Origin of the sequence: Streptomyces sp. ERV7 (assembly GCF_001653515.1) — a bacterium.
Lineage (GTDB): Bacteria > Actinomycetota > Actinomycetes > Streptomycetales > Streptomycetaceae > Streptomyces.
Map to the genome: position 1 here is coordinate 628335 of NZ_LYOY01000040.1, position 25833 is coordinate 654167.

Below are 25833 nucleotides of genomic sequence, written 5' to 3' on the forward strand. Positions count from 1 at the left end.
AAGCGATCTTCCGTCCACTCTGTCCGGTATCCGGGAATTCCCCTCACTTAGGGTGACCAGGGCCGTACGGGCCGCGGCGCTATTTACTTGAACTCTCACATTGTTTATCGTCGGTAGTGAGGCCGCCACCTCCCGCCTCGCCGCCCTCCCAGGGAGACCCCATGCCTGTACGCCGCCTCAACCACGCGGTGCTCTACGTGCGGAACGTCGCGCGCGCCGTCGAGTTCTACACGGACGTCTTCGGCTTCCGGCTCGACGTCGACATCCCGGGCCGCGCCGCGTTCCTCAGCGCCGAGGGCACACTCAACGACCACGACCTCGGCCTGTTCTCCGTCGGACCGGACGCACCCGGACCCGAGCAGGGCCGCGTCGGCCTCTACCACCTGGCCTGGGAGGTAGGAACCCTCGGCGAGCTCGTCGAGATCGCCGACAAGCTCGACAAGCGCGGAGCCATGGTCGGGTCCACCGACCACCTCGTGTCGAAGTCCCTCTACGCCAAGGACCCCGACGGCAACGAATTCGAGATCATGTGGCGGGTACCGCGCGAGGACTGGCCGGCCGCGACCGAAGAAACCCGCCCCGGCGCGCTCGACCTCGAAGAGTCCCTCAAGCGCTGGGGGCCCGACCTCAAGACGGGCGCCGCCGCCGGATCCGCCACCTGAGCGGCAGTCCGCAGTCCGCTGCGGCCACATGACCGAGGCGGCCGCTTTGGCCGCGGACAAAGCGCCGCTGTCCGGCCGCGAGGGCGGTACTGACCTGCGTCCTCTCGACACAGGGGGTACGGACAACGTGGGCTCTCGCGATGGTTGGTGCGCCCGACCAGAAGCAGTCCAGGTGGTCCACCAGCGGAGGCTGTCCATGAGTACGACGAGAATCCGAACGCGGAAGAACCGAGGGAGCATCGCGGCGATCTCCTGTTCACTCCTGTCGGCCACGGCGACTGCCGTCTCCCCTGCGGCAGCACAAGCCGGAACATCCGCCGGAACGGCAGTGAACCTCAACAACGTGGCGACCAGTGGGAGACAGTCCCTACGCGCACGGTCCCTGTCGGCCCCGAGTCGCGGGACATGTTCCTGATACGCAATGTCAAGAGCGGCCAGTGCATGGACCTTCCGGACACCGGCGCCAACCCCGCCACCACACAGGTCTCGATGCACGACCGCGTTCCCGTCGGTGACAACCAGGAGTGGTACGCACTACCCGGAGCCTCCGGCGGCTCGTACTACGTCAACTTGGCCTCCAACCTGTGCCTCGACGTCCCCGGCTGGGCTCACGACGGCACCGACAGGAACAGCAGCACCCCGCTCACCATCTACCCGTGCCGGCACGAGGGATGGGCCTACGACGGTGCCGACGACCACCTGTGGCGCCGATGGGACGGTCAGCCCGTCACGACGGCCGCCCGAGCAACCACACCTCCTCCTCACACACCCTCGCACTCCACCCCGTCGTCTCCGCGCAGTTGACCGGGGTCCCGATCAGACAGGTCACCAGGGGGAGATCCCGCCGGTAGAGTCGGCTCAAGATCGACATCACCTGGGGGAACTGATGGCAGCAGCGGATGCGGTGCCCGTGGTCTTCGTTCACGGAACGCGCTTCAGCGCGGGACAGTGGAGCACCCAACTCATCGCGCTCCGCGACGAGTTCCCCGTAACCGCCATCGACCTGCCCGGCCACGGGGAACGCGCGGATCAGCCCTGGAGCCTGAGCGCGGCGGCGGAGTCCATCGCTTCCGCGGTGGACTCGCTCGGCCGAGGGCCGGCCCTGGTCGTCGGGCACTCCCTCGGCGGGTACGCCTCGCTGGAGTTCGCGCGCCGCTGTCCGGAGCGGCTGCGCGGGCTGGTCCTCGCGGGAGCCAGTGCCTCCACCCGCGGCCCGTGGGCAGCGCCCTACCGGGCGGTCGCCAGGGTCGTCCCCCACATCCCCGAGGCACGTCTCACCCAGTGGAACGACCGGTTCCTGCGTCGGCGCTACCCACGGAGTGTGGTGGAGGCGACCATCCGCTCCGGCTACGCCTTCCACACCCTGCCGGCGGCCTGGGGCGAGGTGCTCGGACGCTTCGACGCGGGTGCGATGCGCCAGGTGAAAGCTCCGGTCCTCATCCTGAACGGCGAGAAGGACCCCGTCTTCCGGGCCGGGGAGGCGGACTTCGCCCGCGCGCATCCGGACGCTCGCATCGAGTTGATCCCGCGGGCACGACACCTCGCGAACTTCGACGCCCCCGAGGCCTTCACCGACGCCGTCCGCCGCTTCGCCCGCGAGCTGCCTGCCGTCAACTGAGCGCGCCGCAGCCGGGATACGCCCGGTCAACGCCGCTACTGGGATCGACAGCCGGGGCGGCGGGTCCAGGGCGTCCGCTCGGCTCTGTACCCCACTTGTCCGCGGATAAAGGACCTGTTCACCGCCTCTTGCAGGTGTGACCAGCTAGTTGTCCGGCCGCCACTTCCGGACAAACGCCCTGACCGAAACGGTGCGCTCGGCTGTCCCGGGATCGGGACATGACCTCGCGCGAGGCGGCTCGCCACCTGGCGATGCCGCCGTGCGGGACCACTCATAGGCGCTGGCCCCGGAGGACTGTTTCGGACACCACCTATTGGAGGAGACGCCGTGTTCTCGGCACCGTCGCGGCGACCACGGCGATGGCCGCCGCGGCGAGCCTCATCCTGAACCCCTTGGCTGCCTGGGCGGCCGGCACACCGCCGGAGGGCGGCGGGGAGCGATCCGTTCCTGCTGCCCGACACCGAGCGGGCCGAAGTCGTCAGGGCGTGGCTGCTGGGCGGCAAGGGCGTACGGGCCGCCGCGGCGGCGGCGCTGGTCGGCTCCGACGCCGACGTGCAGCACTTCCTGGCCGTCCGGCGCACCGCGGAGACGGCGGTGGACAACCGCGTCGCGATCATCGCCTCCCTCCCAGGAGGCGGTAGGGGCCTGCGGCGCGAGGCCACCGCCGCGATGAGCGACGGCGATTCGGCGGTTGCCGCCTACCTCGCGGGCGGCTTCAAGGCCGCTCTGCTCGAAGACACCGCCGACCGGGCGGCCCGCAAGGCCGGCGAGGCCGCGAAGGGGGCGGCCGACTCGGCGCGGGTCGCCATCAGCGCTTCCGACGCCGCCGTCCAGGCCTCCCGCCGCGCCTCCTACGCCGCTGCCGCCGCCAGCCAGGCGGCAGCCAACGCGGGTTCCGCCGCCTCTCGGGCGTACGGTGCCGCCATCGCGGCCGCGGCCGCCGCCGCGGGCTCGGCCCGGGCGGAGGCCGCAGAGGCCAAGCGCGAGGCGCGCGACGCCGCCAACAGCGCGGCCGCGCATGCGGAGAAGGCCGCGGACGCCGCCGACTGGGCGGTCGCGTACGCGGGCCGGGCCGTCGATTACGCGGCCAGGTCCACCGAGTTCGCCAACGGGGCCACCAAGGCCGCGGACACCGCCACCGCAGCGGTGGCACGGGCGGCGGCGGTGGAGAAGAGCGCGCGCGAGGCAGAGTGGCAACGGCTCGAACACGACATGAAGCAGGCGATCGAGGAGTGCCGCCTGCTCACACGGATCGAAGCCGAGGAGAAGGCGGAGTAGGCGGAGCGGCGTACCCAGGCGGAGCAGGCGGCACAGGCCACGACGGACCTCATCGCCCAGGCGGAGTCGGCACTCAAGTCCGGTGACAGGGACGGTGCCACGACCGTGGGACGACAGGCGGCCGTGGCCCTGCTCGGCTCCAACGGTTCCTGGTCGCACGCCGCAGCACGGTTCGCCCTGTCCGGAACGGACTCCGACATCCATGCCTGGATCGACATGGACCGGCAGCTCGCCCAGCGGCAGGACGACCGCGAGAGCAGTCTCTACCTCGCCAAGGCCGGTGGCCCGGACGTGGCTTTGGCCGCGAGCCGGGCATTGGCCGGCAGCGCCCCGGATGCCGCCGCGGAGTTCCTCAGCAACGGTGTCGTCGAGGCGGCCGCGATGGACAACCGCGTGGCGATCGCCCGCGTCCTGGGGAGCAGCCCGGGCCGCGCGGTGACGAAGGCGGCGAACGACGCCCTGAACGCCGGCACCGCCCGGGCCCTGCACGAATTCCTCAACGACCGGTACGGTACGGCCCAGCAGGAGGACGACGCCGTCGCGACCGCGACTCTCCTCAACACGGCGCGCCCGTAAACCAAGGCCCATGCCCAGGCGGCCATGGACGGTCCGGCGTGAGTGCGCCGCAAGTTCGTCGCCTCGGTGCAGTACACGACCGCCCAGCTCGACTACGACTCGGCCACCCACATCGCCGCCATGCAGGGCGCGATCGCCGCCGCCACGAAGATCGCGCACAAGGCGCTGGAGGACGCCGCTCGCGCCCAGGAGGCAGCGGCCAGGGCCCGCAACGCCGCCACGGAGGCACTCCAGTGGGCGGACAGGGCGAAGGGAGTCGGCCTGGCAGGCCGGCCAGGACAAGAAGCAGGCGGCGGCCGCCGCGAGCGATGCCCGTCGGATCGAATCGGACAGGCGGTCGGTTGAAGCGGCGGCGGAGGCTCAGAAGGAAGCCACAGCGGCACTGGCAGCCAAGAAAGCGGGAGGAATCCGGCGGACACCGCCGAGAACGACAGTGTCAAGGGTGACCTTCCCTGGTGGAAGGAGGACGCACGCTGGCTGGCGGACTTCACCCACATGATGAGCGTCCGTTTCGCCATGGTTGCGGCAGGTGCCGGGCTCGCCGGTGTGGCCTTCCCGCCCGCTGCCCCGTTCCTGGAGGGATTCGCCATGGGTGGGGGCGCTCACGTCCGTAGCGTTCGCCGCACTGAGTGGCCTGTTCGTCGGCATCGGCTATGGAGCCGGGGCCGGTCAGGTCAGGTTAGATCCGCCATCCTGCACTCCCTCGCACCATTGAACCAGGCTGCCTCCGTGGTGGCCCATGTCGCCGATGCGGCTTCCGCCCCTTTTGTGCGGACTGTGAAACGGATCACGGGCTGCCCAGCCACAGCGCGCCCTCGGCACGGACCCCGTCCGGCAACCCCCATCCGGGTGCTGAGCGTTGATGCCGGGTGACGGATCCGGGGCAGGCCAGGGCGTCGACAAGCGGCGCGAGGGGGGCCTGCCTGGCACGGATACCTTGTGGCCGTGCGCGGACCCGGGAACTGGCTGAGGCGGACCCGGGTGGGTCTGCTCGGTGGCTTCGCGTGCCTGCTGCTGGGGGCCGTCGGGCACGTGGCCGCGGGCGGTCACCTGCCCGACGCGACCGGCCTCGCGGGGATCTTCGCCGTACTGGCGGTCGTGTGCGGCGCACTCCACGGTCTGCGCCGGCACCGCTTCGCGGTGAGCACAGTGGTCCTCGGCAGCGTCCAGGGTGTCCTGCACTTTGTCTTCCACGCCATGGCCGGCGGCCACACAACGGCGGGCGGTCACGGTGGTATGCGGGCGCAGCCCCCCGCACACGGCGCCCACGCGGGCCACGCCGGGCATCACGGCATGCCGATGCCCGATACGGACGCGGCCACGGAAGCCGCGTCCGAGGTCTCCGGACACACCATGGACCCGGGGATGTCGCTGGCCCACACCTTCGCGGCGCTCGGCACCGCGGTGTGCCTGGTCCAGGGCGAGCGGGTCCTCCAGCGCCTGGCCGCCCTGCTCCTGCGTCCCCTCCTGCGCATCGGGGCGCCGTCCGCGGTACCGGTCCCGCCCGGCCAGCCCGAGCCGGGCCCCGACGACACCTTGCCCGTACTGCACGGGGTCCTGCTCTCCCGCGTCCACCCGAGACGCGGCCCGCCGATGGCGACGTACGCCTGACCACCACCCCGCCTCATTCAGCGGGTTCCCTCCCGTACCGGCGACGCCCTCGGCACCCGGTGCGGTCTCACGTACGTCCCACCGGAGCACAGCCATGTCTTCCACCACCCGACCAACCGAGCCGAGAAAGCTCTCCAACGCGCCCGAAGCCGCACCGGCAGGCCGGTCCTGGCAGGGCGTGCGCGCCCTCCTGGTCCGGCTCCACTTCTACGCCGGGGTGTTCGTGGCCCCGTTCCTGCTCGTCGCCGCCCTCACCGGCCTCGCCTACACCTTCACCCCGCAGATCGACCAGATGCTCTACGGTGACCGGCTGCGGGTCGAGAAGGTCGGCGAGCGGGCGCTGCCGCTGTCGCAGCAGGTGGCCGCGGCACGGACGGCCCATCCCGAGGGCGACCTGTCGTCCGTGATCACCCCGCCCGGTCCCGAGGACACCACCCGGGTCGTCCTGTCCCTTCCCGAGCTCGGGGAGAAGCAGCGGACCGTGTTCGTCGACCCCTACACCGCCGAGGTGAGGGGCGAGCTCACCACGTGGTTCGGCTCGACCCCTGCCACCACCTGGCTGGACGACCTGCACCGCAACCTGCACCTCGGCGAGTTCGGAAGGCTGTACTCCGAGGTGGCCGCGAGCTGGCTGTGGGTGATCGTCGCCGGTGGCCTGGTGCTGTGGCTCGGCCGGAGCCGTGGACAGCGCGCCAACTCGGCGCGCGGTGTCCTGCTCCCCGACCGCGGGGCCCGCGGTGTGCGCCGCACCCGGAGCCTGCACGCCGCGACCGGAGTATGGCTCGCCGTGGGCCTGCTCTTCCTCAGCGCGACCGGTCTGACCTGGTCGCACTACGCGGGTGAGCGCTTCGGCCGGGTCCTGGACGCCGCCAAGGGCCACGCCCCGGAGCTCGACACCGCGCTGCCGGGAGCACCGTCCCCCGCCATGGAAGCAGGTGGCGGCGAGCACGCGGGGCACGCCGGTCATGGTGCGGCGCCGAAGGCCGCCGCGGTGACTCCGGCGTCCTTCGACTCCGCCCTCGCGGCGGCACGGGAGGCCGGTCTTGGCGGCACCGTCACGGTGACCCCCGCGGCCGACACCTCCAGCGCCTGGGTCGTGGCCCAGTCCGACAACGTATGGCCGGTCCACTACGACAAGGTCGCCGTGGACCCCTCGAACGGCGAGGTCACCTCCCATGTGCGCTGGGCGGACACCCCCGTACTGGCGAAGCTGACCAAGCTCGGCGTGCAGGGCCACATGGGAAAGCTGTTCGGGATCGTCAACCAGATCGTGCTCGCCCTGGTCGCCCTCGGGCTGATCCTGGTGATCTTCTGGGGCTACCGCATGCTGTGGCAGCGCCGCAGCACACGAGCCGAGCACACCGCGCTTCTCGGCAGGGCTCCCGCGCGGGGCGCGTGGCGGCAACTGCCGCTGCCCGTCCTGGCCCTCGGAATCCCGGCCCTGGCCGCACTCGGCTGGGCACTGCCCGTCCTCGGCGTCACCCTGGCCGCGTTCCTCGCCGTTGACGTGGCTGTCGGGCTGATACGTAGGGCCCAGAGGGGATGAGGAACGGCCGGCCCCGCGTTCGCGCGGGGCCGGCCCTTGGACGTCACAAAGCTACGGGTACGAACCCGGCCGCTAGGAGACGTTGTTGAACCTGGTTCCCTCACCCGCGTACAAGGTGGTTGCCTGGCGGGTGAACGGGGCCGTCGCCGAGCCGGTCGACTGGTAGACGTACGTGCCGTTCGGGCCGTACGCGACCAGGTCCGGGCGGCCGTCGCCGGTGGCGTCTCCCGCGCCGACGAGGTGGGAGAACGCGTTCCAGCCACCGCCGATCCTGACGCGGGAGGTGAAGTTGCCCGTGCCGTTGCCCTGGTAGAGCCACAGGACACCCGAGGCGTCCCGCGCGACGAGGTCGCCCGCCGCGCCGCCGGCGATGTCGCCGACCGCGGTGATCTGGTTGTAGATCTGCCAGCCCCCACCGACCCTGGTGCGGGTGGCGAAGGGAGCGGACGCACTGCCGGTGCCCTTGTACAGCCACAGGACGCCGGAGGTGTCGGTGGCGAGGAGGTCGGGGCGGCCGTCGCCGGTGAGGTCGCTGCCACCGGCGATCTTGCTGTAGACCTGCCAGCCGGCGCCCACCTTGGTACGGGACGCGAAGGTGCCGTCGCCCTGGCCCAGGTAGAGCCACAGGACACCCGAGGTGTCACGGGCGACGAGGTCGCCCGTCGGGGTGCCCGCGAGGTTCCCCGCGGCCTCGATCTGGTTGTAGACCTGCCAACCGCCGCCGATCCTGGTCCGCTTGGCGGTGGCGATCCGACCGCCCGTCGGCCAGTCGAACAGGTCGTCCCGCCACAGCACACCCGAGGCGTCCCGCGCCAGGACATCCGTCGAGCCGTTGTCGTTGAAGTCGTGCGGGTTGGCCTGGCGGGAGACCTCGAAGTTCCCCGAGGCGGTGGCAGCACCGCCGACGCCGTCGGCCGGGGTAGCGGTGATCTGCCAGCTGTAGGCGCCGTTCGGGGCGCTCATACCGTCCAGAACACCGTCCCAGACAAAGGCGAAGCGGCTGTCGGAGACCGGCTGCGACAGGCGCTTGGTGAGCGTCCTGCCGGTGGCCGCGTGGGTGAGCTTGAGGTCCACGGTGGCGTTCGCGCGGGACAGGGTCCACTCCATCGGGACCGTACTGCCCGGCTTCTCCAGGTTCACCGCGGCGGGCACCTTCGACTCGGACACCGCGATGGCCCGGGAGCGGCCCGTGTCCGACACGAGTGTGACGCCGGGGCGGCCGCTGCCCCCGTCGGTGATCCTGAACAGCCCGTCGGCTTCCGCCGTGGCGCCGCGCACGAGCAGGCTGCCGTCCGGCGCGTGGGCCACGCTGGAGAAGTGCTCCAGAAGCTTGTAGGGGGCGGCGTCGACGGTGGTGATCCCGCGCGCGTACAGGGGGCTCAGCGCCTCGCCTTCGGCCTTCCCCGGGATCCCGTAGAGCAGTGTGTTCCCGGCGACGCCGGCGATGACCGCACTGCTCAGGGAGCTGTCCATGGTGAACGTCTTACGGGTACCCGGCGCGGCCACGACGAGCTCGGTGCCCTTGGCCGTGTACTCGGTCCACGCCTTGTAACCGGCGGTGTAGGCGCCCGTAGAGTCCTGGGTCCACGGGCCGACGCTCTCGGCGCCGCCCCAGTCGATGATCGAGCCGTTGTTGACGTTCGTGAGCGCCTTCCAGTACTCGGTCCGGTAGGTCGGCCCCGAGAACACCCGGTTGCTGCCCAGGACCAGCAGGTCGTGGCCGGAGGAGGCGACGACCTTGTAATCCACACCGTAGGGACGCGACGTGAGCTTCGTCTTCTGGTTGACCCCGTTGACCTTGGCGAGCTGCCACAGCTCGCGGTACTCCCCGGTCGTCGGAACGCTCACGAAGAGGTTCTGGCCGACGACACCCACGAGCTTCGCCCCGGGCTTGAACACGGACGCGAGCTCGAAGAACGTGGACCAACTGTCTCCGCTGTTCATGTCCCGCAGCCAGACCGTGCTGCCGCCGTCGCTGGTCACGACGGTGTCGGAATTGCTGTCGTGACCCACCGTGCCGGTGTTGATCGGCATCACCGAGCCGTCGGCGTACTTGTGCCACTCCAGCACGGCGTTGCCGGACTCGTCCTTGCGGGACGTGAGATAGCCGGTGTCGCCCGTGCTGACGATCTCGGCGCCGACGGGCAGCTTCGCCTCGTCGGCAGCCGAGGCACCCACTCCCCCGGTCGCGGCAGCGGGAGCGGCCACGGCTCCGGGCGAGGCCAGCACACCGGCGCCGACCGTCACAGCCAGAACGGTGGCGGCACAGGCGCCGAGACGACGTCGGGTGGTACGTACGGAAGCCAAGGGAGTCCCTCCTGATGAACCGATCGGCACGCACATGGGCGCGTACCGTTCGATCAGACTTGCGATGAGGGGCGGGGGTTGTACGGGTTGCTCGTGTTCTTGCCGCGACGGGCGTCCGCTGGAACTTGTAGGGTGCAGGTATGAGAACCCCGCACCGCCAGGCTGTCTGACAACGAGGTGTCGAGGGCGAAGCCGTCGTACGGCGTCGCCCTCCTCGGTGTGCCTGATTCGTGATCCAACTTCCTTGTGCGGTCCGTACCGAGGCGGTTGGACGTCGAGCTCGTTCTCTTGAGCCGGCGGCCTTCTGAGCGCGCGTGCAGGCACGGTTCCCCCCTCCACCGTTGCCAGGAGTTCCTCGTGCCTGCGTTGTCTCCCCCTGCCCTCCAGCCGTTCCTCGACCTGCTGCGCTGCCCGGTGTGCCGCGCCTGCCTCCGGCCCGACCGCGGTGCACTGCGCTGTCCGGCGGGTCACACCTTCGACATCGCCCGCCAGGGCTACGCCGGCCTCCTGACGGGCGCCCGCGCCACCAGCGGAGACGACGTGGCGATGGTTCAAGCCCGGAACCGGTTCCTGTCCACCGGCACGTACGCCCCTATCCGTGAGGCACTGGCCCAACTGACGGCCGACGTCCTGCCCGATCGGGGCACGATCGTGGACGCCGGGTGCGGCACCGGCTACTACCTGGCCGGTGTGCTCGATCAGCTGCCCGGTGCGCGCGGCCTGGGGCTGGACACCTCGGTACGCGCCCTGCGTTCGGCGGCCCGGGTCCACCGGCGAGCCGCTGCGGCGAGCTGGGACGTCTTCCGCCCCTTTCCGCTGGCCGATGAGGTGGCCGACGTCGTGCTGGACGTGTTCGCCCCGCGCAACCCCTCCGAGTTCCACCGAGTGCTTCGCCCCACCGGCCGGTTGATCGTGGTGCGACCCACCGACCGGCACCTGGCCGAACTACGCGGCCAGGTCCCCGGGATGGTCACGATCGATCCGGCGAAGGAACAGCGCCTGCAACACACGCTGGGCCCCTTCTTCGAGGCCGCTGAGACCCAGCGCCTCGAATACACCGCGTCCCTGACCCGGCAGGAGGCGGCCGATCTGGTGAGGATGACACCGAGCGCACGCCACCTGGACGATGCGAACCCGGCCCGCCACGGCCTCCTGTCCTGCCAGGTCACCGTCTCAGTGCTGGCCACGTCCTACCGACCTCGCTGACCACGAGCGGGCGGACGCGCCCGCCGACCGACGAGCGGTGAGCGCGCGCGGCGCCCCACCTTCCCGGCAACTGGGGGAGGTGGGGCGTCCGTTCACTGGGCCCCGACCGGCGAGGGTTCACCCAGGACGCATTGCGGACGACTACCGGTGATGGAGGGCCCGGGCACGCCCCATGTCGACAGGACCGTCCTCGTCGAGCCGCAGGAAGTAGTTCACCTGCCACGTCTGCGTACCGCGTGCCTGACGGTTGGTCGTCGTCACCCACGGCGGATAGACGCGGAACCCCCGCTTCCCGCCGGACCCGGCCCGCGACACGATGCCGCGCTCGCACAGCACCTCTCGCGGAAACACGAACTGTCCGAAGTGGCCGCTGTCGCGACTGCTGATGACGAAGAGGTCGACCCCGTCGTCGGCATCGAAGGGCCGGATCGGACCTTCTGCGGATCGCTGCCACACGGTGACGAACTGGCCGACCTTCGTCGGGGTGGTCTTGGCCACGCGGAACCTCACCGACAGCCCGTCGAGCGTGAACCCGTGCGCCGCGTACTCCGCACTCTCGGGCTCGGGCACCGGCCGTGTGCAGACAAAGCCGCTCGGGTCGTACACCAGCGCCTTCGCCGCCAGGAGGTCACCGGGAAGCCCTGACCAGGGCTGACTCATCGCCATCCCCCCATCCTGCCATCGCACCCGCCGCACACCGCCGGGCCACCGACGCGTGCTTCGGCTCCGCCTCGGCCCCACCGGCACCCCCATGCCGAATTCCTCCTCGCCGCCCAGCAACACGTATCGGCTGGTGCGGCAGCCCCTGTCGTGCGGTCGACGGATGTCACATCCGCCGGACGCGCAGCACACCGGTCAGCATCGGGAGGGTGAACTCGCCGTCGGCGGTCTCCGGTCGGCTCGCGAGATAGGCGCGAGTCCGGGCCAGTGCGGCCCGCCGTTCCACCTCCGGCATGACCAGCATTCCCGCCTTCGTCGCGAGGGTCGCGACGAGGGAGGCGCCGGTCCGGAGCTGCCCGTGCGGGAACTCCGCTTGTTCCGGCGAGTCGAAGAGGGCGGCACCGGTCTTGGGAAGGTGCATCCCGGCCGTCTCGGCACGCCAACTGGTGGGCACGTCTCGCGGGCCGATCGCCGCGCTCCCGCTGACCTGTGCGAGCCCGGCCACCCAGTCGACCCCGTCGTCGAAGACGTTCCACAGCCCCGCCAACACCCCACCGGGTGCGAGAACCCTGGCGATATCGGGCCCCGCGACGTCCATGTCGAACCAGTGCATGGCGTTGCCGGACAGCACGGCGTCGACGGACCCGTCCGGGAGCGGTATCGCCTCGGCGCTGCCCGGCCGGGCGCGCACCGACGGGAGGCCCCGGCGCAGTTCGGCCAGCATCGCCCGGTCGGGCTCGACGGCGACGACGTCTACGCCCAGCGCGAGCAGTGTGCCGGTGAGCTTGCCGGTCCCAGCGCCGAGGTCGAGCACGCGCGGGCCGGGCGCGGGTGCCAGGGCCCAGCGCACCGCGGCCTGAGCGTAGTCCGGGCGGTGCTCGGCATAGGCACCAGCCGCCGCGCCGAACGACGAGCTGTGCAGCAGCCGTTCGTCCTTGTGCGGCGCCTGCTCGGCGAGCGCGCGACCCCGCGCGTACTCCTGGTGATACCCCGTGCCGTCGTCCGTCCCCGTCATCGCGGCTCCTCTTCCTCAGCGGTCGGTCCCAGGTGCCCAGCCTGCGGGTGGTAGGCCGGGACCGGCATGGCCCCGACGACGCAAGCAATCGGTTCGATGTATCGATCCGATACATCGGCAAGATACGTATGGGTGCCGCTCCGACGCAAGGGCCCCCTCCGCCGACCAACGATCAGAACGGGCAAGGGCGTTGAGCCATCGGCAAGGAGAGGCAGCTCCGCCCCGGGGGTGCGCTCCCTGCCGTTCCCGCCCTTCGGGACGGGAGGGATGATGTCCCGCATTGGTCCGAACCACCTGCGACGCCATAGCCGTCGTCCTGAGCCGGTCGCCCCCCGCAGAACTCGTCCGCGACGGCACCGAGGCACCCGTGCGGCCCGCCGACCCGGCCCCCGGCCCGGTGCCCCGAGCGCGCCCGGTTCCGCTCGTCCTGCCCGAGCGGGGCCGGGCCCTGGACACCGAGGCCGTGCGCCGTCTGGTCTCGTACGGCATCCAGGCCCCGTCCGGGGGCAACGTCCAGCCTTGGCAGTTCGTTTCCCGGGGGCAGGTGCTGGAGTGCCGCTTGGACGACGCTCAGCCCTCCACCCTGCTCGACTTCGAAAGGTCGGCCCGGCGCGATCGAGACCTTCACGCCGTGGGACGCGACAGGTGGCTCGCGATCGCGCGGCGGAACCGCTTGACCTTGACACAGTGACAACGCCTTCACTGCTTGCCGAGGAGGTGATCCGATGACGATCACACAGCAGGAGACGGATGCGGTCCGAGCGCTCCAGGCGCTGGAGGACGGCCGCTCCTCCGTGCGGCTGCGGGCCGCTCTGGCGGTCGGCACGACGCCCGACCCGCGCTTCGTCGACAAGCTCATCGAGCGCTGCGCGATCGAGCCCGAGTTCTTCGTCCGCGACATGCTCACCTGGGCGCTCACCCGCCACCCGGTGTCCATGACGCTCCCCCGGCTGATCCGCGCTGTCCGCTCCGAGCACGCGCAGGCACGCAGCCAGGCGCTGCACACGCTGTCCAAGATCGGGGACCGGCAGGCCTGGTCGTCGATCACACCGTCGCTGCTGACCGACCCCGACGACGAAGTGGCGCGGGCCGCCTGGCGGACCGCCGTCGTGCTCGTACCGGAAGGCGGGGAGTCCGCGTTGGCCGCGGCGCTGGCGACGCAGCTCGGGCGCGGTGAGCGGCAGACGCAGCTGAGTCTCAGCCGGGCACTGGTCGAGTTGGGTGAAGTGATCGTGCCGGCTCTGCGTGCTGCGACGACGGGCCCCGATCCACTCGTGCGCGCGCACGCGCTGGCCACGCAGCGGCTGCTGGACGACCCGGACTCCGGATTCGAGTCCGCGATCGAGGAGGCGAAGCGGGTCGTGGCTCTCGGCGGGGACGGCCAGGAGGGACAATAGGACGTGTTGATCGGTGAGGTGGCGCGACGGTCCGGGGTCAGTGCCCGCATGCTCAGGCATTACGAGTCGCTCGGTCTGGTGCGGCCTTCGGGTCGTACGGGCTCCAACTACCGGGAGTACTCCGGCGGGGACATCCAGCGGATCTTCCAGATCGAGAGCCTGCGCTCGCTCGGGCTGTCGCTGCGGGAGATCGGGCGCGCGCTCGACGACCCCGGCTTCACGCCCTCGGCGCTCGTCGGCGACCTCATCCGCCAGACGCGCGAACGCATCGCGGCGGAGACCGAGCTGCTCACGCGGCTGAGCCGTATCGATGCCGCGGAGCCGGGCGGCTGGAAGGATGTCCTCCAGGTCGTCGCGCTCCTCCAGGCACTGGGGTCGAAGAGCGCCGGCGCGCGCCAGCGCGCGGCCCTCTCCTCGGCCGACGAAGTCCCGGTGCCGGTGGAAGCGCTGGTCGAGGCGGTACTGAGCGAGCCGGATCCGCATGTCGCCGGAGCCCTTCGATGGGCGCTGGCGCGATCGGACGACGGCGGTCCCGCACTGCTGGCGCAGGGCCTCGGCTCACCGGTGGCCGCGGTGCGCGAACGTGCCGTCCGGTCCCTCGCCGAGCTGCCCGGCGAGGAGGCCACCGCGCGGCTGCGCGATGCTCTCGCGCACCCCGACGCCGTCGCCCGCGGGTACGCGGCTCTGGCGCTCGGGACACGTGGAGTGGCCGATGCGGTCCCGACGCTCATCGACATGATCGTGGAGGGCAGGAACGACACCGACGCGGCCGATGCGCTGAGCGTCCTGGCGTGCGACACCGCGACAGCGGATCGGATCGCGACCGGGCTCGTCGACCGCCTCACCCACGACACCACCGAACAGCCCGCACGCGGACGGCTGACTCAGGCGTTGGCGGGCATCCCGGGGACGACGGCGTCCCGTGCGCTCGCGGAGCTGTCGCACGACGAGGACCGCGCCGTCGCGCTGACCGCGGCGTACGTTCTCCGGCTGCGCGAGGCACGGTGACGGATCTCGCGTGCGGGGACGACTGACCTCCTGCTGGGTCATCCACGGCACGAACACCGGCACCTACGAGCAGAGCCTCACGGCGTTCGCGGTCTGCCAGTAAGCCACAGACGCCCGTCAGGAAGGACCCCGGGCTGTCGCAACCCCCAATGTTGGGGATGTACGAAGCGCGCGGGGCTGGCCAGCCTGGACGTCGACCCCAAGGAGGCACCACATGAGATCACTTCGCCGGCCAACGAGATCGCGCCGTACCGCCGTCCGCCGTACCCTGCGGCTGCCCCGGTGGCTCGCCGTCGCGGCGGTGCCGATGGCCGTCCTGGCCCTGTCGACTCCCGCGCACGCCGGAGTACTGGTGTTCTCGAACGGATTCGAGGGCGGCCAGCTCGACAAGTGGGACCGTCCGACGGGGGGTGACGCCTGGGCCGGTTTCGAGGTCAACACCGGCACCGCCCACTGGGGCCAGAACAACGGATGGCTCTCCGCGCGGCAGGGGTGGGCACGCGAAGGGACCTGGGCCGCGCTGAACGGCATCTCGTGGAACTCGACCTGCGCGGCGCGGATCTACGTATGGCCGCAGAACGGCGTCGAGTTCGCGTTGCGCGTATGGGACGCGAACGGCAACAAGCTGGGCGAGACGGTGCCCTGGCTGAACGCGAGCAACGGGTACCAGACCGTCGACACCCCGGCGTGGTCACCGCGCGGGAACACCAATGTGTTCGTCGAGGCCGTCATCAGCTCCTACGACGGGACGACCAGGACCGTGCGCGTCGACGACCTCGCGGTGCAGTGCACGACCGACTCCTGAAGGGGCCGGCAGGGACCCAGCCCGCCCCCGTAGAGCCGAGGGGTATCGGCACTGGTTCCGCCACGGGCGTCCTGCCCGTGGCGGAACCTGCGCCGCTTCCAGCAAGAGCCGGTCACGACCCCGTACGTGACAGGTGCGCCGACGGCGCGGCCTTCCTGCGATGCCTGATGTTGACGGCCGCGGCCTTGGCCAGTGCCAGGGGGTTCAGGAATTGCAGCGGACCGATCAGGCGGGACGCGAACAGATACATGTGCCGCGCCATCGACTCGTCGCGCGCCGCCGCCGAGAAGACCAGCCGCTCCCCGGGATTGAACGGACGGGCCTTGGCGAAGTCGACGGCCAGGGTCTGGTGGCCGCGCAGCCGACGCCGGTGGGTGCGCGCGTACGCCGCGAGCGACCTGTCGAGGTCGCCCCGTCCGGCCGCGGCCGGAGCGACCGCCTCCACCAGCCACTGCGCGGACTGCAGGGCCCACCCGCATCCCACCCCCCACAGGGGGTCCCCGGTCAGGGCGGCGTCGCCGATCAACGCGACGCCCGGTGCGGTCGGCCGACGGCTGACGAGCGGGTAGTTGACAGTGCCGACGATCTTCGAGATGCGCTCGGCGGAGTCGATGGGCGGTGCCTCGGGCAGGGCACGGACGAAATCGAGGAAACTGCCTTCCAGGTCTTCCCGGAAGGCCGGCAGCCGCTTCTTGTCCGGCAGCACCGCGAGGACCGTCACCCCGTCGTCGTTCGGAAACGCGTACGCCATGTCGGGCTCAAGGAACCAGGTCTGACCGATCCCGCCGGGCAGCGGAAGATCGCGGAAGTGCGCGAGATAGCCGAACCGCGAGTTCTCGTGCAGCTGGGTGGGCACCTCGGCGAGCTTCGCCACGGCCGAGTCCCGCCCATCGGCGCCGATGACCAGACGGGCCCGGATCTCCCGCTCACCCCGGGGTGTCGACGCGCGCACCCCCACGGTTCGCCCAGCCTCTCCGATCAACGCCGTCACCTGGTGGCCGAGGAGCAGATCGACACCAGGGGTCTGCTCCGCACGGGACCTGATGAGCGGATCGAGGGTGCTGCGCCGGACGTTGTACGCGTACGGCAGCGCGGGGCCGCCCGGCGCCGCCCTCGGCTCGATCCATCCCCACCGGGTGTACCAGCGGGCCTCGTTGCGCACGGCTCCCGCCTTCTCCAGAGCGGGGACGAGACCGAGTTCGTCCAGCACCGGGTACGCGTTGGCGGTGATCGAGTGGGTGCACAGCACCTTGTACGCCTCGGGGTCCGAGCGGCGTTCCAGCAGTGCGACGCGGACACCCCGTCGGGCGAGCAGGATCGCCGCGGCGCTGCCGGCGATGCTGGCCCCGCTGATGACGACGTCGTAGTCGTACCCCGCGCTCTCAGGCTTGGTCATGCGCTGATCGCCCCCCATTGGAGTGTGGTCCCGTACGTGGGTGTGGTGCAGTGCCACTCCAGTCAGGTACATGATCAATTGTCAAGGGCTGTGCATCAAGTGATGGGTAAACCGACGGCGTGACGGACGCTCCAACCACCGAGAACAGCGGGAGGAGCGGGACCCATCGACTGCTGACAACCGAGCGTCCGCGTTTATCCGACGTTCACGGCGTATGGATTGTTGAGGGATGGACTGACCGCGGTCGACACGACCGAGACCACCAGCGGAAAGCCCCTCGCGTACAGGAGACACACATGCCCTCTGTCAGACGAGCAGCCATCGTCATCGCCTCACTGGGCCACTACAACGGCACGCAGCAGGAGTACCGCACCGCCACGCCCTACGTCGGCGACGCGAGGAACGACCGGGCCAGCTCGGTCAAGCTGTTGTAGCGCGGACGCGGGTGGGCGTGCGGGGAGAGACACGGTACGCGGAGAGATACGCGGCGACCACGGGGGTGGACATGCACCAAGACGAGCTTCGCTATGCGCTGCTCGGGCCGGTCAAGGTGGTCGACGGTATGGGGGAACCCGTACCGCTGACGCCGCAGCAGCGGGCGATCCTGGCGATACTGCTGGCACGGCGCGGCAGGACCGTCACCGCCGACGACCTCGTCGACGGTGTGTGGGGCCACCCCGCCCCGAAACGGGCCCTGTCCACGCTGCAGAGCCAGATCTTCGAGCTGCGCCGCAAACTGGAGCCCGGCCGCCGGCCGCGTACGCCCGCGGCGGTCCTGGTCTCCGCCCCCGGCGGCTATCGTCTGGTGACCGCCGAAGGCGTCTGCGACCTCGACCAGTTCGACCGGTATCTGGCCGAGGCCGAGCAAACGGCACGGGACGGTGACCGGGAGGGTACCCGCCGCCTCCTGCGCACAGCGCTCTCGTTGTGGCGCGGCCTGCCGCTCGCCGGAGTGCCCGGGCCGCATGCCGACAGCCTGCGGGATGCGCTCACCGAGCGGCGACTGACCGCCGTGGAGGCCCGTATCCGCCTCGACGTGGAGCTGGGTGCGCACGCCGGGAGCACCCCGGAGCTGGCGCTCCTCGTCGCCGAGCACCCGCTGCGCGAGGGCCTGCGGGCTCTGCTGATGCTCGCCCTCTACCGGGGCGGGCGCCAGGCGGAGGCGCTCGCCGCGTACGCCGACGGCCGCTCGGTGCTCGCCGCCGAACTCGGCGTGGAGCCGGGTACGGAGCTGACCGACCTGTACCAGCGGATGCTGCGGGCCGATCCGTCCCTCGCCACCGCCCCGGCCGTCACGGCGAGCGGTCCGCTCCGGGCGGACACACCCCAGGAGTCCACCACCGACGGGACGACGGAGGCGACGGCGGACTACCGGCACCCCATACCCGCCCAACTCCCGGCGTCCCCGGCCGACTTCACCGGCCGTACAGCCGCGGCCGAGCACCTGCTGGCCGTGCTCGACGCCGACTCCCCGCAGATCGTCGTCTCCGCGATGTCGGGGCTCGGCGGCGTCGGCAAGACCGCACTCGCCCTGCACGCCGGGCATCGCGTCCGCGACCGCTACCCGGACGGCCAGCTCCACGTCGACCTCGGCGGCACGTCCGCCGACCCCGTCGAACCGGCGGAGGTCCTGGGCCGGTTCCTGCGCGCCCTGGGCATCGGCGCCGTACCGGACGGACTCGACGAACGGGCGGCGCTCTACCGCTCCCTGCTCGCCGGGCGCCGCGTCCTGGTCCTCCTCGACAACGCGGCGGACGGCCGACAGGTGACGCCACTGCTGCCCGGCACCCCCGGCTGCGCCGCCCTGGTGACCAGCCGCGCCAGGCTCTCCCTGCCATCGGCCCGGGCATTCGAGCTGGACGTCTTCTCGGCCGGCGAGGCAGTGGCACTGCTGACCCGGATCGTCGGCCGGGCGCGGATCGCCGCCGAGCCGGAGGCCGCCGCCGAGCTGGTCGCCGCCTGCGGTCATCTGCCGCTCGCCGTACGCATCGTGGGCGCGCGCCTCGCCCAGCGCCCCGTCTGGACCGTCGCCGGGCTCGTGGACCGGCTGACCGAGGAGCAGCACAGGCTCGACCACATCAGGATCGGCGATCTGGCCGTCGACGCGACGTTCCGGCTCAGCTACGACCAGCTGACGCCCGACCTCGCGAGGGCTTTCCGCCTCGGCTCGCTCGCCGAGGGCCCGGCGCTGTCGGTGCCGATGGCCGCGGCGCTGCTCGACCGGGACGAGCGGCGCACCGAGTCCCTGCTCGAACAGCTCGTGGACGTAAGCCTGTTGGAGCCGTCGGGCGAGCGCCGCTACCGCTACCACGACCTGCTGCGCCTGTTCGCGCGGGCACGGGCCGAGGAGGCGGAGCCGGACACCGGGGGAACGCGGGCGCCGGGAGCGCCGAAGGGGTCGCAGGCCGACGCCGCGCTCGACCGTCTCGTCGACTTCTGCCTGGCCACCCTGCGGGGCGCCTACCGGCTGTCCCGCCCCGGCTGCACCACCCCGGACGCCATGGCACCGACGCGTGCGACCCCCGTCCCCTTCGACGACGCGGCGGCCGGGCAGGAGTGGGTGCGCGACGCGCTCGACACCCTGCTCGGGGTATTGCGGCAGGCGGCACGCAGAGGGGGAACACGGCTCGCACCCGCGGTCGATCTGCTCCTGGCCCTCGACCCGTTCGGCGAAAGCGACTTCCTGTGGCCGTACTTGAACGGGCCCGCCGCCGCGCTCGCCGACGCCGCCGCCCTGCGCGGCCGGCCGGCCGCCGAGATCCGCGCCCGCTACATGCTGGGCGGAGGCCTGTGGCAGGTCGGCCGCGGGGCCGAGGGGTGCGCCCAGGTGGACCGCGCGCTCGCGCTGTGCCGCGCCACGGGTGACGAGGTGATGCTCGGTCAACTTCTCAATGTGAGCGGACTGCTGGAGGTGACCGGAGCGACGGGCCTCCCCTGCCACGAGTCCGCCCTCGCCCTCTTCCAGGAGGGCGTCGCCGTACACGTCAGGCGCGGCAACCTCTGGGGAGAGCTGGAGACGCGCAACAACACCGCGCACCCCCTGCGGCAGTTGGGCCGTATGTCGGAGGCGCTGGACTGCCTCACGGACGCCCTCTCCCGCGCCACACCGCTCGGCTGGACGGTGGTACGCGCCTACGTCCAGTGCGGCCACGCGCGCACCCTTCTCAGCCTCGGCCGCCCCGCCGACGCGGTGGCGAGCTTCACGGAGGCCCTGGGCGGCTGCCGGGAGATCGGCTCCGAGCACGTGGAACTGCTCGTCGAACACGGCCTCGGCGAAGCCGCGCACGCGCTCGGCCGGTACGGACAGGCAGCGGCTCACCTGGAGCGCACCCTCTCCGGCGCGCAGCGGCTCGGCAACGACCCGCTGCGCGCCGGCGCACTGCTCGCCCTGGGCACCACCCTGTCCGCGGCCGGGCGGACCGAACGCGCGGATGCCTGTCTGCGCGCCGCCCACCACCTCCACGTACGCCTCGGCATGCCCCTACCGGAGCCGCTGGCCACGTACGGAACCGCCACTTGAGGGCCACGCGTCGCCCTGGACCTGTGTCTCGCCGGCCGCGTCCGCTCCCTCGGTGCGCGGGTGCGCGGGTATCGCATCCAGGTCGCGTCGCGCAGAGTACTCCCTATGACGACACCCTCAGAAGTGTTCCGCTCCTTCGCCCGCACCCGGGCCTCGCTCGACGGCGAGGAGGTCACGTACTGGTGGACCGGAGACGTGTACTCGTGGGCCCCGGACGAGCCCTACCAGCGCGTCTTCGGCTTCGAAGGGTTCAACGTCGCCCGCCTGGTGCAGGACGCCGAGGACGGTCCGGACGCCTACCGGCTGCTCACCCGCGAGGCCGCCTTCTACCTGGACCCCGTCACCCGCGAGATCCTGGAGGTCTGGCGGGACCTGCCCGTGGTGCACGTCTGGAACGACCCGGCCAACCAGAAGTGGCGCCCCTTCCCGATACCGAGGACCGAACTCGGCGGACAGGTCTGCTTCAGCGTGGAGATCCCGCTTGCCTACCCCTCGCCGCTGCCGGTGAGCCAGTACCCCGTCCACTCGGCCGGTGACACCTACAAGGCCCTGGAGCTCTTCCAGTTCTTCGCCGACCGCGCCGACCTGGCCGGTTCCGCGCCCGGCGTCCCGGCCACCATGTCGTGGACCCGGATGTCCCCGTGGCTTCCCTGGATGGCCCGTGGCCAACGGCCCGGCGGCCTCACCTTCCACTGCCGGGGGCGCAAGCTCGCTTCGTACGCCGAGGTCCCCGAACGCACCCGTGCCTACGTCGCCGACCGCCACCCGGAATTCGCCCATGCCCCGGAGAAGTGGAGCGAGCCGAACGAGACCAGCTGGACGTACTTCCGGAAGCTCAACCCTCCCGTACAGCTGCCCGCCGACGACGGGGACGCCCGACGATAGGCAGCACTGGTGATAATCTGGCTTGCTGTCAGGTTGCTTGAGGCTTCGTTCCCTGCGTGCGGAGGTAGGAGCGGAAATGACGCATTCGGCGGAGTACTGGAACCGTCGATATACCCATGGCGACATCGGCTGGACGCTCGCCCCCCATCCGCTGGCGGTCGCAGAGCTGGCGCTGGTGTCGCCGGACCCGGCCGCCGGCCCGGCAGCGCCGGGGCCCCGGGCCCTCGACCTCGGCGCGGGTGCCGGACGCCACACGCTGTGGCTCGCCCACCACGGTTGGCGGGTGACCGCCGTGGACTTCTCAGCGGCGGCACTGCAGCGCACGCGTCGGCAAGCAGCGGCCGAGGAGGTGGAGGTGACGACCGTCCTCGCGGATCTGGCTTCCTACGAACCGCCGCAGGACACCTTCGGCCTCGCCCTCATCACGTACGTGCACATCGAACCGCCACAGCGGGCGGCACTCCTGGCCCGTGCGGCCAAGGCGCTGACCCGGGGCGGACGGCTGGTCATCGTGGGGCACCATCTCGACAACCTCGGCACGGGCCTCGAAGGCCCGTCCGATCCGGAGAGGATGTACACCCCGGAGCGCCTCCGCGCGGAGCTGCCGGATCTCCGCATCGAACGCGCCGCGCGGGTGCCGCACACCGTCACCACCGAAACGGGCGAGCGCGAGGCGTACGCCACCGTGATCAGGGCCAGTCGACCGGCGAACACCGGGTAGGCCGCCCCGCACCCGCCGCCCTCAGAGACCGGGCCCGCACATCACGAGACGCACCAGGATCTCCCGCAGGGCGTCACGTTCCTCGGCGGACAGGGGGCTGAGGAACTCCCGGTGGACCTCCGCCAGCACCTCCTGCGCCTCCCGGAGCCGTATGCCACCCCGTTCGGTCAGATGCAGCGCCAGGCTCCGGCGGTCGGGGCAGCGTCTGCGCTCCATCAGCCCCGTCCCCTCCAGCTTGTCGACCAGGGTGACGACGGTCATCCGGTTGATGCGGAGCTTGCTGCCCACTGCCCGCTGGTTGAGGCCCGGTTCGGCCGCGACGACGCTCAGCACACCGAATTGACGCATCGTCACCTGGAGGGGCGACAGATCCCGTTCGACGGAACCCGTCACCACCTGGGCGGCCTTGCGCAACAGGAAGCCGTGCCACTGCTGAAGTCCTTCGAACAAGGGTGGATCCCCGACGCCGATTTCCCTGCTCACGGTCATTGCTCCGGCTCCCCTCCAGCGAGCGCCGGGCGCGGCGCGCGGTCTGCCCCAGAACATCTGACGGCCCGGCCGACGCCCCCCGGCGCCTCGGGTCCGACAGCAGCACTGACTGTCTTTTAGACAGAAGACCAACGCCTTTGAGACACGTCAAGCCTTCAACAGCGGGACCACACAGGCCGGTTGGAGTTCGTGAAGCTCTGCCCTCGCGTTGACGATTCCAGCCGGCCGCTCCATACTGACCCATCAGGTTCTCTGACTATCAGCGATATTGATGAATTGGCCTTCCGGAACAGCCATGGAGGCTCGGGTGCACGCGACGATCGCAGCCCGTCAGCAGACCACCGAGCCGGAGGGAAGGCAGTGAACAAGAGCACCACCGACGCCCAGGACATGCGGCTGATCTACGCGGGCTCCTTCCTCGGCAACTTCGACCGGATCGTGATCACCCCGCTGCTGCTGCCCGCGTCCAAGGGCCTGGGCGTCAGCCTCTCCTCCGTCACCATCGCCCTCACCGCTTACCTGCTGCTGTTCGGCCTGATGCAGCCCATCCACGGTCTCGTCTCCGACGTCTACGGGCGCGTACGGGTCATGCGCGTGGCCCTGCTCGGCATGTGCGTGGCCGACCTGGTCTCCGCTCTCGCCCCCAACCTGGGCGTGCTCATCCTCGGACGCGCGCTCGCGGGCGCGTCGGCGGCCGCCCTGCTGCCGGTGATGGTCGCGTACGTGGGCGACCGGCTGCCCTTCGCCCAGCGGCAGCGGACCGTGGCGAGCGTGCTCGCGGCCGGGGCCGTCGGGACGGCCGCGGCGACCGTCGTCGCGGGTGTGTTCACCCATCTGTGGAACTGGCGCGCGGCGATCCTGCTGGTGGCGATCTGCTCGCCCCTGCTCGTCCTCGCCTTCGGCCGCCTGCCGGAGGCATCCGCCCCGGCCCCCAGCGGCACGAGCGTCGGAGCCCGGCTCCACATGGTCTTCCGTATCGGCTGGTTCCGCTTCCTGGTGGCCTTCGCGCTCTTCGAAGGCGCGGCCATGCTGGGCTTCTTCAACTTCCTCAACACCGCGCTGCAGGCGGGCGGACACAGCGTCGTGTACGCCGGCCTGGTCACCGGCAGCTACGGCCTTGCCGCGGTGGCGGGCGGCGTGGCGGTCCGCGCCCTGGCCCAGCGGGTGACGGCGGCCACCCACTTCGCCGTCGGCAGCGTCCTGCTCGGCGTGGGCTATCTGGTCTGCGTGCCCACCCAGTCGATGGCGACCGTACTGACCGCCAGCGTGCTGTCCGGGCTCGCCTTCGCGCTGGTGCAGTCCACCGTGCAGACCTGGGGAACCGAGGTCGCGCCGCCCCAAGTACGGGGCATCGCCACCTCTCTGGTGGCATGTGCCGTCTACACCGGGGCGGCCCTCAGCACATATCTGGTGAGCGGGCTGGCGGACGACAAGCGCTTCGGCACGCTCTTCGCGATCGCCGCGGCCGTCACCCTGCCCGTGGCACTCGTCGGACCGGTCGCCCGCGCGCGGTTCTCGGCCTCCTTGGCCCTGCGCCAGGACCAGCCCCTCCCGGCCGGGCCACCGCCGGCGCGTCCCACGAGGCAGAACCCCTGACATCTGGATCCCCGCGCTCCCCACGGGACAGGACCGACGCCAGGGCGTTCGCGGCGCGTCGGGTGGCATTCACCCCGATGACTCATCACGTTCGCGGGGAGCCATCAGCTTGGCCACAGTCACATGTCTGCAGGCCAGGAGGCCCGATGTCGTCCCACGCGCACACCCAGCGCACCATACGCCGCTCCCTCGCCGCGGGCGTGCCCCTCGCCCTGCTCGCGGCGATCACCGTGACCGGCACCGCTGCTGGCGCGCCGGGTCCCGCGTCCGGTGACGGGAACCGGGACACGCGGGTCGTGGGGACCGCGACCCTCGGGGACATCCCGCTCGGCCCGTTCAGCAACACCCTGCTGCCCGGTTCGGTCGCGGACGACCGCGGCATCGACCTCGGCGGGATCGGCAGCGACCTCTACCCCGCCGCGCGCAAGGGCGAGTTCTGGACGGTGACCGACCGCGGCCCCAACGGCCAGATCAAGGTGGACGGCACCAAGCGCCGCACCTTCCCGGTCCCCGGCTTCGACCCGGCGATCGTCAGGATCCGTGTCTCGGGCCACCGCGTGCAGGTCCTCAAGGCGATCCCGATCACCACGCGCTCCGGCAGACCCGTCACCGGTCTGCCCAACCAGGCCTCGCGCGACGAGGCCCCGTACACGTACGACGCGAAGACGCCGCTCCCGTACGACCCGAACGGCCTGGACACCGAAGGGATCGTGCGCGCGGCCGACGGCTCGTTCTGGCTCGCCGACGAGTACGGGCCCTCGCTCGTGCACGTCTCCGCGCGGGGAAGGGTCCTCACGCGATACGTCCCCAAGGGGCTCGCCCTCAAGGGCGCCGACTACCCCGTCGTGGAGTCGCTGCCCGCCATTCTGCTGAAGCGCAAGACCAACCGGGGCTTCGAGGGCCTGGCCCAACTCCCGGGCGGCGACCTGGTCCTCGCCGTACAGAGTCCGCTGTCCGTGCCGGACGCGGCCGCGGGCAACGACTCCCGCAACACGCGCCTGCTGCGCTTCTCCCCGAAGAAGCGTGCCGTGACGGCCGAGTACGCCTACCGCTTCGACCCGGTGGACGTCGTCGACCCGGGCCAGCACGACACCTCCGAACTCAAGATCTCCTCCCTGGTGGCGATCGGCGGCAACAGGCTCCTGGTGCAGGAACGCACCGACAAGACCTCTCGCCTGCACCGGGTCACCCTCCCGCACGGACCGGGCATCCTGAACAGCGCCTGGGACGACCCGGCGACCTCCCCCTCGTACGAGCAGCTGGACGACCCCACAGCGGCCGGAGCGCCGGTACTGCGCAAAACCCTCGTGGCCGACTTCGGCAAGGTCCCGGGCGTGCCCGGCAAGATCGAGGGCGTCGCACCGACCGGCCCGGACACCCTCGCGCTCATCAACGACAACGACTTCGGTATGACGGACGGCCCCGAGGCCTTCGACCCGCGCGGCCGACTGGTGGACAGCGGCGTCGAGACTACGGTGACGTACGTACGCCTGTCCGGGCCGCTGCGCTAGACCATCCGACCCGTTGTGCGAATCGG

The 25833-nt window shown here is 71.3% G+C and carries 24 protein-coding genes; 19 read left to right on the top strand and 5 right to left on the bottom strand.

Annotated features, from left to right (window positions below):
- Nucleotides 1-161 precede the first annotated feature (161 nt).
- From A8W25_RS17360 to A8W25_RS17395, 8 genes are all read left to right on the top strand, one after another.
- A complete protein-coding gene (locus tag A8W25_RS17360) occupies nucleotides 162-662 on the top strand; it encodes a VOC family protein (RefSeq protein ID WP_067162487.1) in 501 nt (166 codons plus the stop codon).
- Between the two features lie 147 nt (nucleotides 663-809).
- Nucleotides 810-1466 (top strand): RICIN domain-containing protein, encoded by a 657-nt coding sequence (locus A8W25_RS35455; protein ID WP_158942591.1) that lies wholly within the window; start codon nucleotides 810-812, stop codon nucleotides 1464-1466.
- An 82-nt stretch (nucleotides 1467-1548) separates the two neighbouring features.
- Complete coding sequence (locus A8W25_RS17370; RefSeq protein WP_067162491.1) at nucleotides 1549-2280, top strand: alpha/beta fold hydrolase; 732 nt, start codon at nucleotides 1549-1551, stop codon at nucleotides 2278-2280.
- 552 nt (nucleotides 2281-2832) lie between these two features.
- Nucleotides 2833-3558, top strand: a complete 726-nt coding sequence (locus tag A8W25_RS34955; protein WP_067162493.1) for a hypothetical protein — start codon at nucleotides 2833-2835, stop codon at nucleotides 3556-3558.
- 105 nt (nucleotides 3559-3663) lie between these two features.
- On the top strand, nucleotides 3664-4134 hold the full coding sequence (locus A8W25_RS34960) for an ALF repeat-containing protein (RefSeq protein ID WP_234386483.1): 471 nt from the start codon (nucleotides 3664-3666) through the stop codon (nucleotides 4132-4134).
- A gap of 42 nt (nucleotides 4135-4176) precedes the next feature.
- On the top strand, nucleotides 4177-4479 hold the full coding sequence (locus A8W25_RS34965; RefSeq protein WP_067162496.1) for a hypothetical protein: 303 nt from the start codon (nucleotides 4177-4179) through the stop codon (nucleotides 4477-4479).
- 600 nt (nucleotides 4480-5079) lie between these two features.
- The gene (locus tag A8W25_RS17390) at nucleotides 5080-5745 is read left to right on the top strand and encodes a hypothetical protein (RefSeq protein WP_079126269.1); all 666 of its coding nucleotides are present in this window, start codon (nucleotides 5080-5082) and stop codon (nucleotides 5743-5745) included.
- 94 nt (nucleotides 5746-5839) lie between these two features.
- Nucleotides 5840-7291 carry a PepSY-associated TM helix domain-containing protein gene (locus A8W25_RS17395; protein WP_067162500.1) on the top strand — a complete coding sequence of 484 codons (1452 nt, stop codon included), beginning with the start codon at nucleotides 5840-5842 and terminating at the stop codon, nucleotides 7289-7291.
- 72 nt (nucleotides 7292-7363) lie between these two features.
- Here A8W25_RS17395 and A8W25_RS17400 read toward each other — a convergent pair whose 3' ends face one another.
- Nucleotides 7364-9598 (bottom strand): FG-GAP repeat domain-containing protein, encoded by a 2235-nt coding sequence (locus A8W25_RS17400; protein WP_067162502.1) that lies wholly within the window; start codon nucleotides 9596-9598, stop codon nucleotides 7364-7366.
- A 357-nt stretch (nucleotides 9599-9955) separates the two neighbouring features.
- Here A8W25_RS17400 and A8W25_RS17405 point away from each other — a divergent pair, with 357 nt between their 5' ends.
- Nucleotides 9956-10804 carry a putative RNA methyltransferase gene (locus A8W25_RS17405; RefSeq protein WP_067162504.1) on the top strand — a complete coding sequence of 283 codons (849 nt, stop codon included), beginning with the start codon at nucleotides 9956-9958 and terminating at the stop codon, nucleotides 10802-10804.
- Between the two features lie 141 nt (nucleotides 10805-10945).
- Here A8W25_RS17405 and A8W25_RS17410 read toward each other — a convergent pair whose 3' ends face one another.
- Together A8W25_RS17410 and A8W25_RS17415 are read right to left on the bottom strand one after the other, a co-directional pair.
- Nucleotides 10946-11470, bottom strand: coding sequence for a MepB family protein (locus A8W25_RS17410; protein WP_067162506.1), 525 nt, complete (start codon nucleotides 11468-11470; stop codon nucleotides 10946-10948).
- Nucleotides 11471-11630: 160 nt separating this feature from the next.
- Nucleotides 11631-12479, bottom strand: coding sequence for a class I SAM-dependent methyltransferase (locus tag A8W25_RS17415; RefSeq protein ID WP_079126145.1), 849 nt, complete (start codon nucleotides 12477-12479; stop codon nucleotides 11631-11633).
- A gap of 280 nt (nucleotides 12480-12759) precedes the next feature.
- Between A8W25_RS17415 and A8W25_RS17420 the strand changes: the two genes are divergently transcribed.
- The 4 genes from A8W25_RS17420 (at nucleotide 12760) to A8W25_RS17435 (ending at nucleotide 15689) form a co-directional block, all read left to right on the top strand.
- Nucleotides 12760-13170: a hypothetical protein gene (locus A8W25_RS17420; protein WP_067162508.1), complete on the top strand. Its 411-nt coding sequence runs from the start codon at nucleotides 12760-12762 to the stop codon at nucleotides 13168-13170.
- A gap of 34 nt (nucleotides 13171-13204) precedes the next feature.
- Nucleotides 13205-13876 (top strand): HEAT repeat domain-containing protein, encoded by a 672-nt coding sequence (locus tag A8W25_RS17425; RefSeq protein ID WP_067162510.1) that lies wholly within the window; start codon nucleotides 13205-13207, stop codon nucleotides 13874-13876.
- 3 nt (nucleotides 13877-13879) lie between these two features.
- The gene (locus tag A8W25_RS17430; protein ID WP_067162512.1) at nucleotides 13880-14884 is read left to right on the top strand and encodes a MerR family transcriptional regulator; all 1005 of its coding nucleotides are present in this window, start codon (nucleotides 13880-13882) and stop codon (nucleotides 14882-14884) included.
- 214 nt (nucleotides 14885-15098) lie between these two features.
- Nucleotides 15099-15689 (top strand): hypothetical protein, encoded by a 591-nt coding sequence (locus tag A8W25_RS17435; RefSeq protein WP_067162514.1) that lies wholly within the window; start codon nucleotides 15099-15101, stop codon nucleotides 15687-15689.
- A gap of 112 nt (nucleotides 15690-15801) precedes the next feature.
- On the opposite strand, the gene A8W25_RS17440 is transcribed toward A8W25_RS17435, so the two are convergent.
- A complete protein-coding gene (locus tag A8W25_RS17440) occupies nucleotides 15802-17085 on the bottom strand; it encodes an NAD(P)/FAD-dependent oxidoreductase (RefSeq protein ID WP_067164170.1) in 1284 nt (427 codons plus the stop codon).
- Between the two features lie 296 nt (nucleotides 17086-17381).
- On the opposite strand from A8W25_RS17440, the gene A8W25_RS34030 reads away from it, so the two are divergent.
- From A8W25_RS34030 to A8W25_RS17455, 4 genes are all read left to right on the top strand, one after another.
- Entirely contained in the window at nucleotides 17382-17519 is a 138-nt protein-coding gene (locus A8W25_RS34030; protein WP_158942593.1) for a hypothetical protein, read from the top strand.
- 71 nt (nucleotides 17520-17590) lie between these two features.
- Nucleotides 17591-20605, top strand: a complete 3015-nt coding sequence (locus tag A8W25_RS17445) for an AfsR/SARP family transcriptional regulator (protein ID WP_067164172.1) — start codon at nucleotides 17591-17593, stop codon at nucleotides 20603-20605.
- Between the two features lie 105 nt (nucleotides 20606-20710).
- Nucleotides 20711-21490 (top strand): DUF1838 family protein, encoded by a 780-nt coding sequence (locus A8W25_RS17450; RefSeq protein WP_067162516.1) that lies wholly within the window; start codon nucleotides 20711-20713, stop codon nucleotides 21488-21490.
- Between the two features lie 76 nt (nucleotides 21491-21566).
- Nucleotides 21567-22211: a class I SAM-dependent methyltransferase gene (locus A8W25_RS17455; RefSeq protein ID WP_067162517.1), complete on the top strand. Its 645-nt coding sequence runs from the start codon at nucleotides 21567-21569 to the stop codon at nucleotides 22209-22211.
- A gap of 21 nt (nucleotides 22212-22232) precedes the next feature.
- Here A8W25_RS17455 and A8W25_RS17460 read toward each other — a convergent pair whose 3' ends face one another.
- The gene (locus tag A8W25_RS17460; protein ID WP_067162519.1) at nucleotides 22233-22661 is read right to left on the bottom strand and encodes a MarR family winged helix-turn-helix transcriptional regulator; all 429 of its coding nucleotides are present in this window, start codon (nucleotides 22659-22661) and stop codon (nucleotides 22233-22235) included.
- A 399-nt stretch (nucleotides 22662-23060) separates the two neighbouring features.
- Between A8W25_RS17460 and A8W25_RS17465 the strand changes: the two genes are divergently transcribed.
- Together A8W25_RS17465 and A8W25_RS17470 are read left to right on the top strand one after the other, a co-directional pair.
- Nucleotides 23061-24296 carry an MFS transporter gene (locus A8W25_RS17465; RefSeq protein ID WP_067162521.1) on the top strand — a complete coding sequence of 412 codons (1236 nt, stop codon included), beginning with the start codon at nucleotides 23061-23063 and terminating at the stop codon, nucleotides 24294-24296.
- Between the two features lie 146 nt (nucleotides 24297-24442).
- On the top strand, nucleotides 24443-25807 hold the full coding sequence (locus A8W25_RS17470) for an esterase-like activity of phytase family protein (protein ID WP_067162523.1): 1365 nt from the start codon (nucleotides 24443-24445) through the stop codon (nucleotides 25805-25807).
- The last annotated feature ends 26 nt before the right edge of the window (nucleotides 25808-25833 follow it).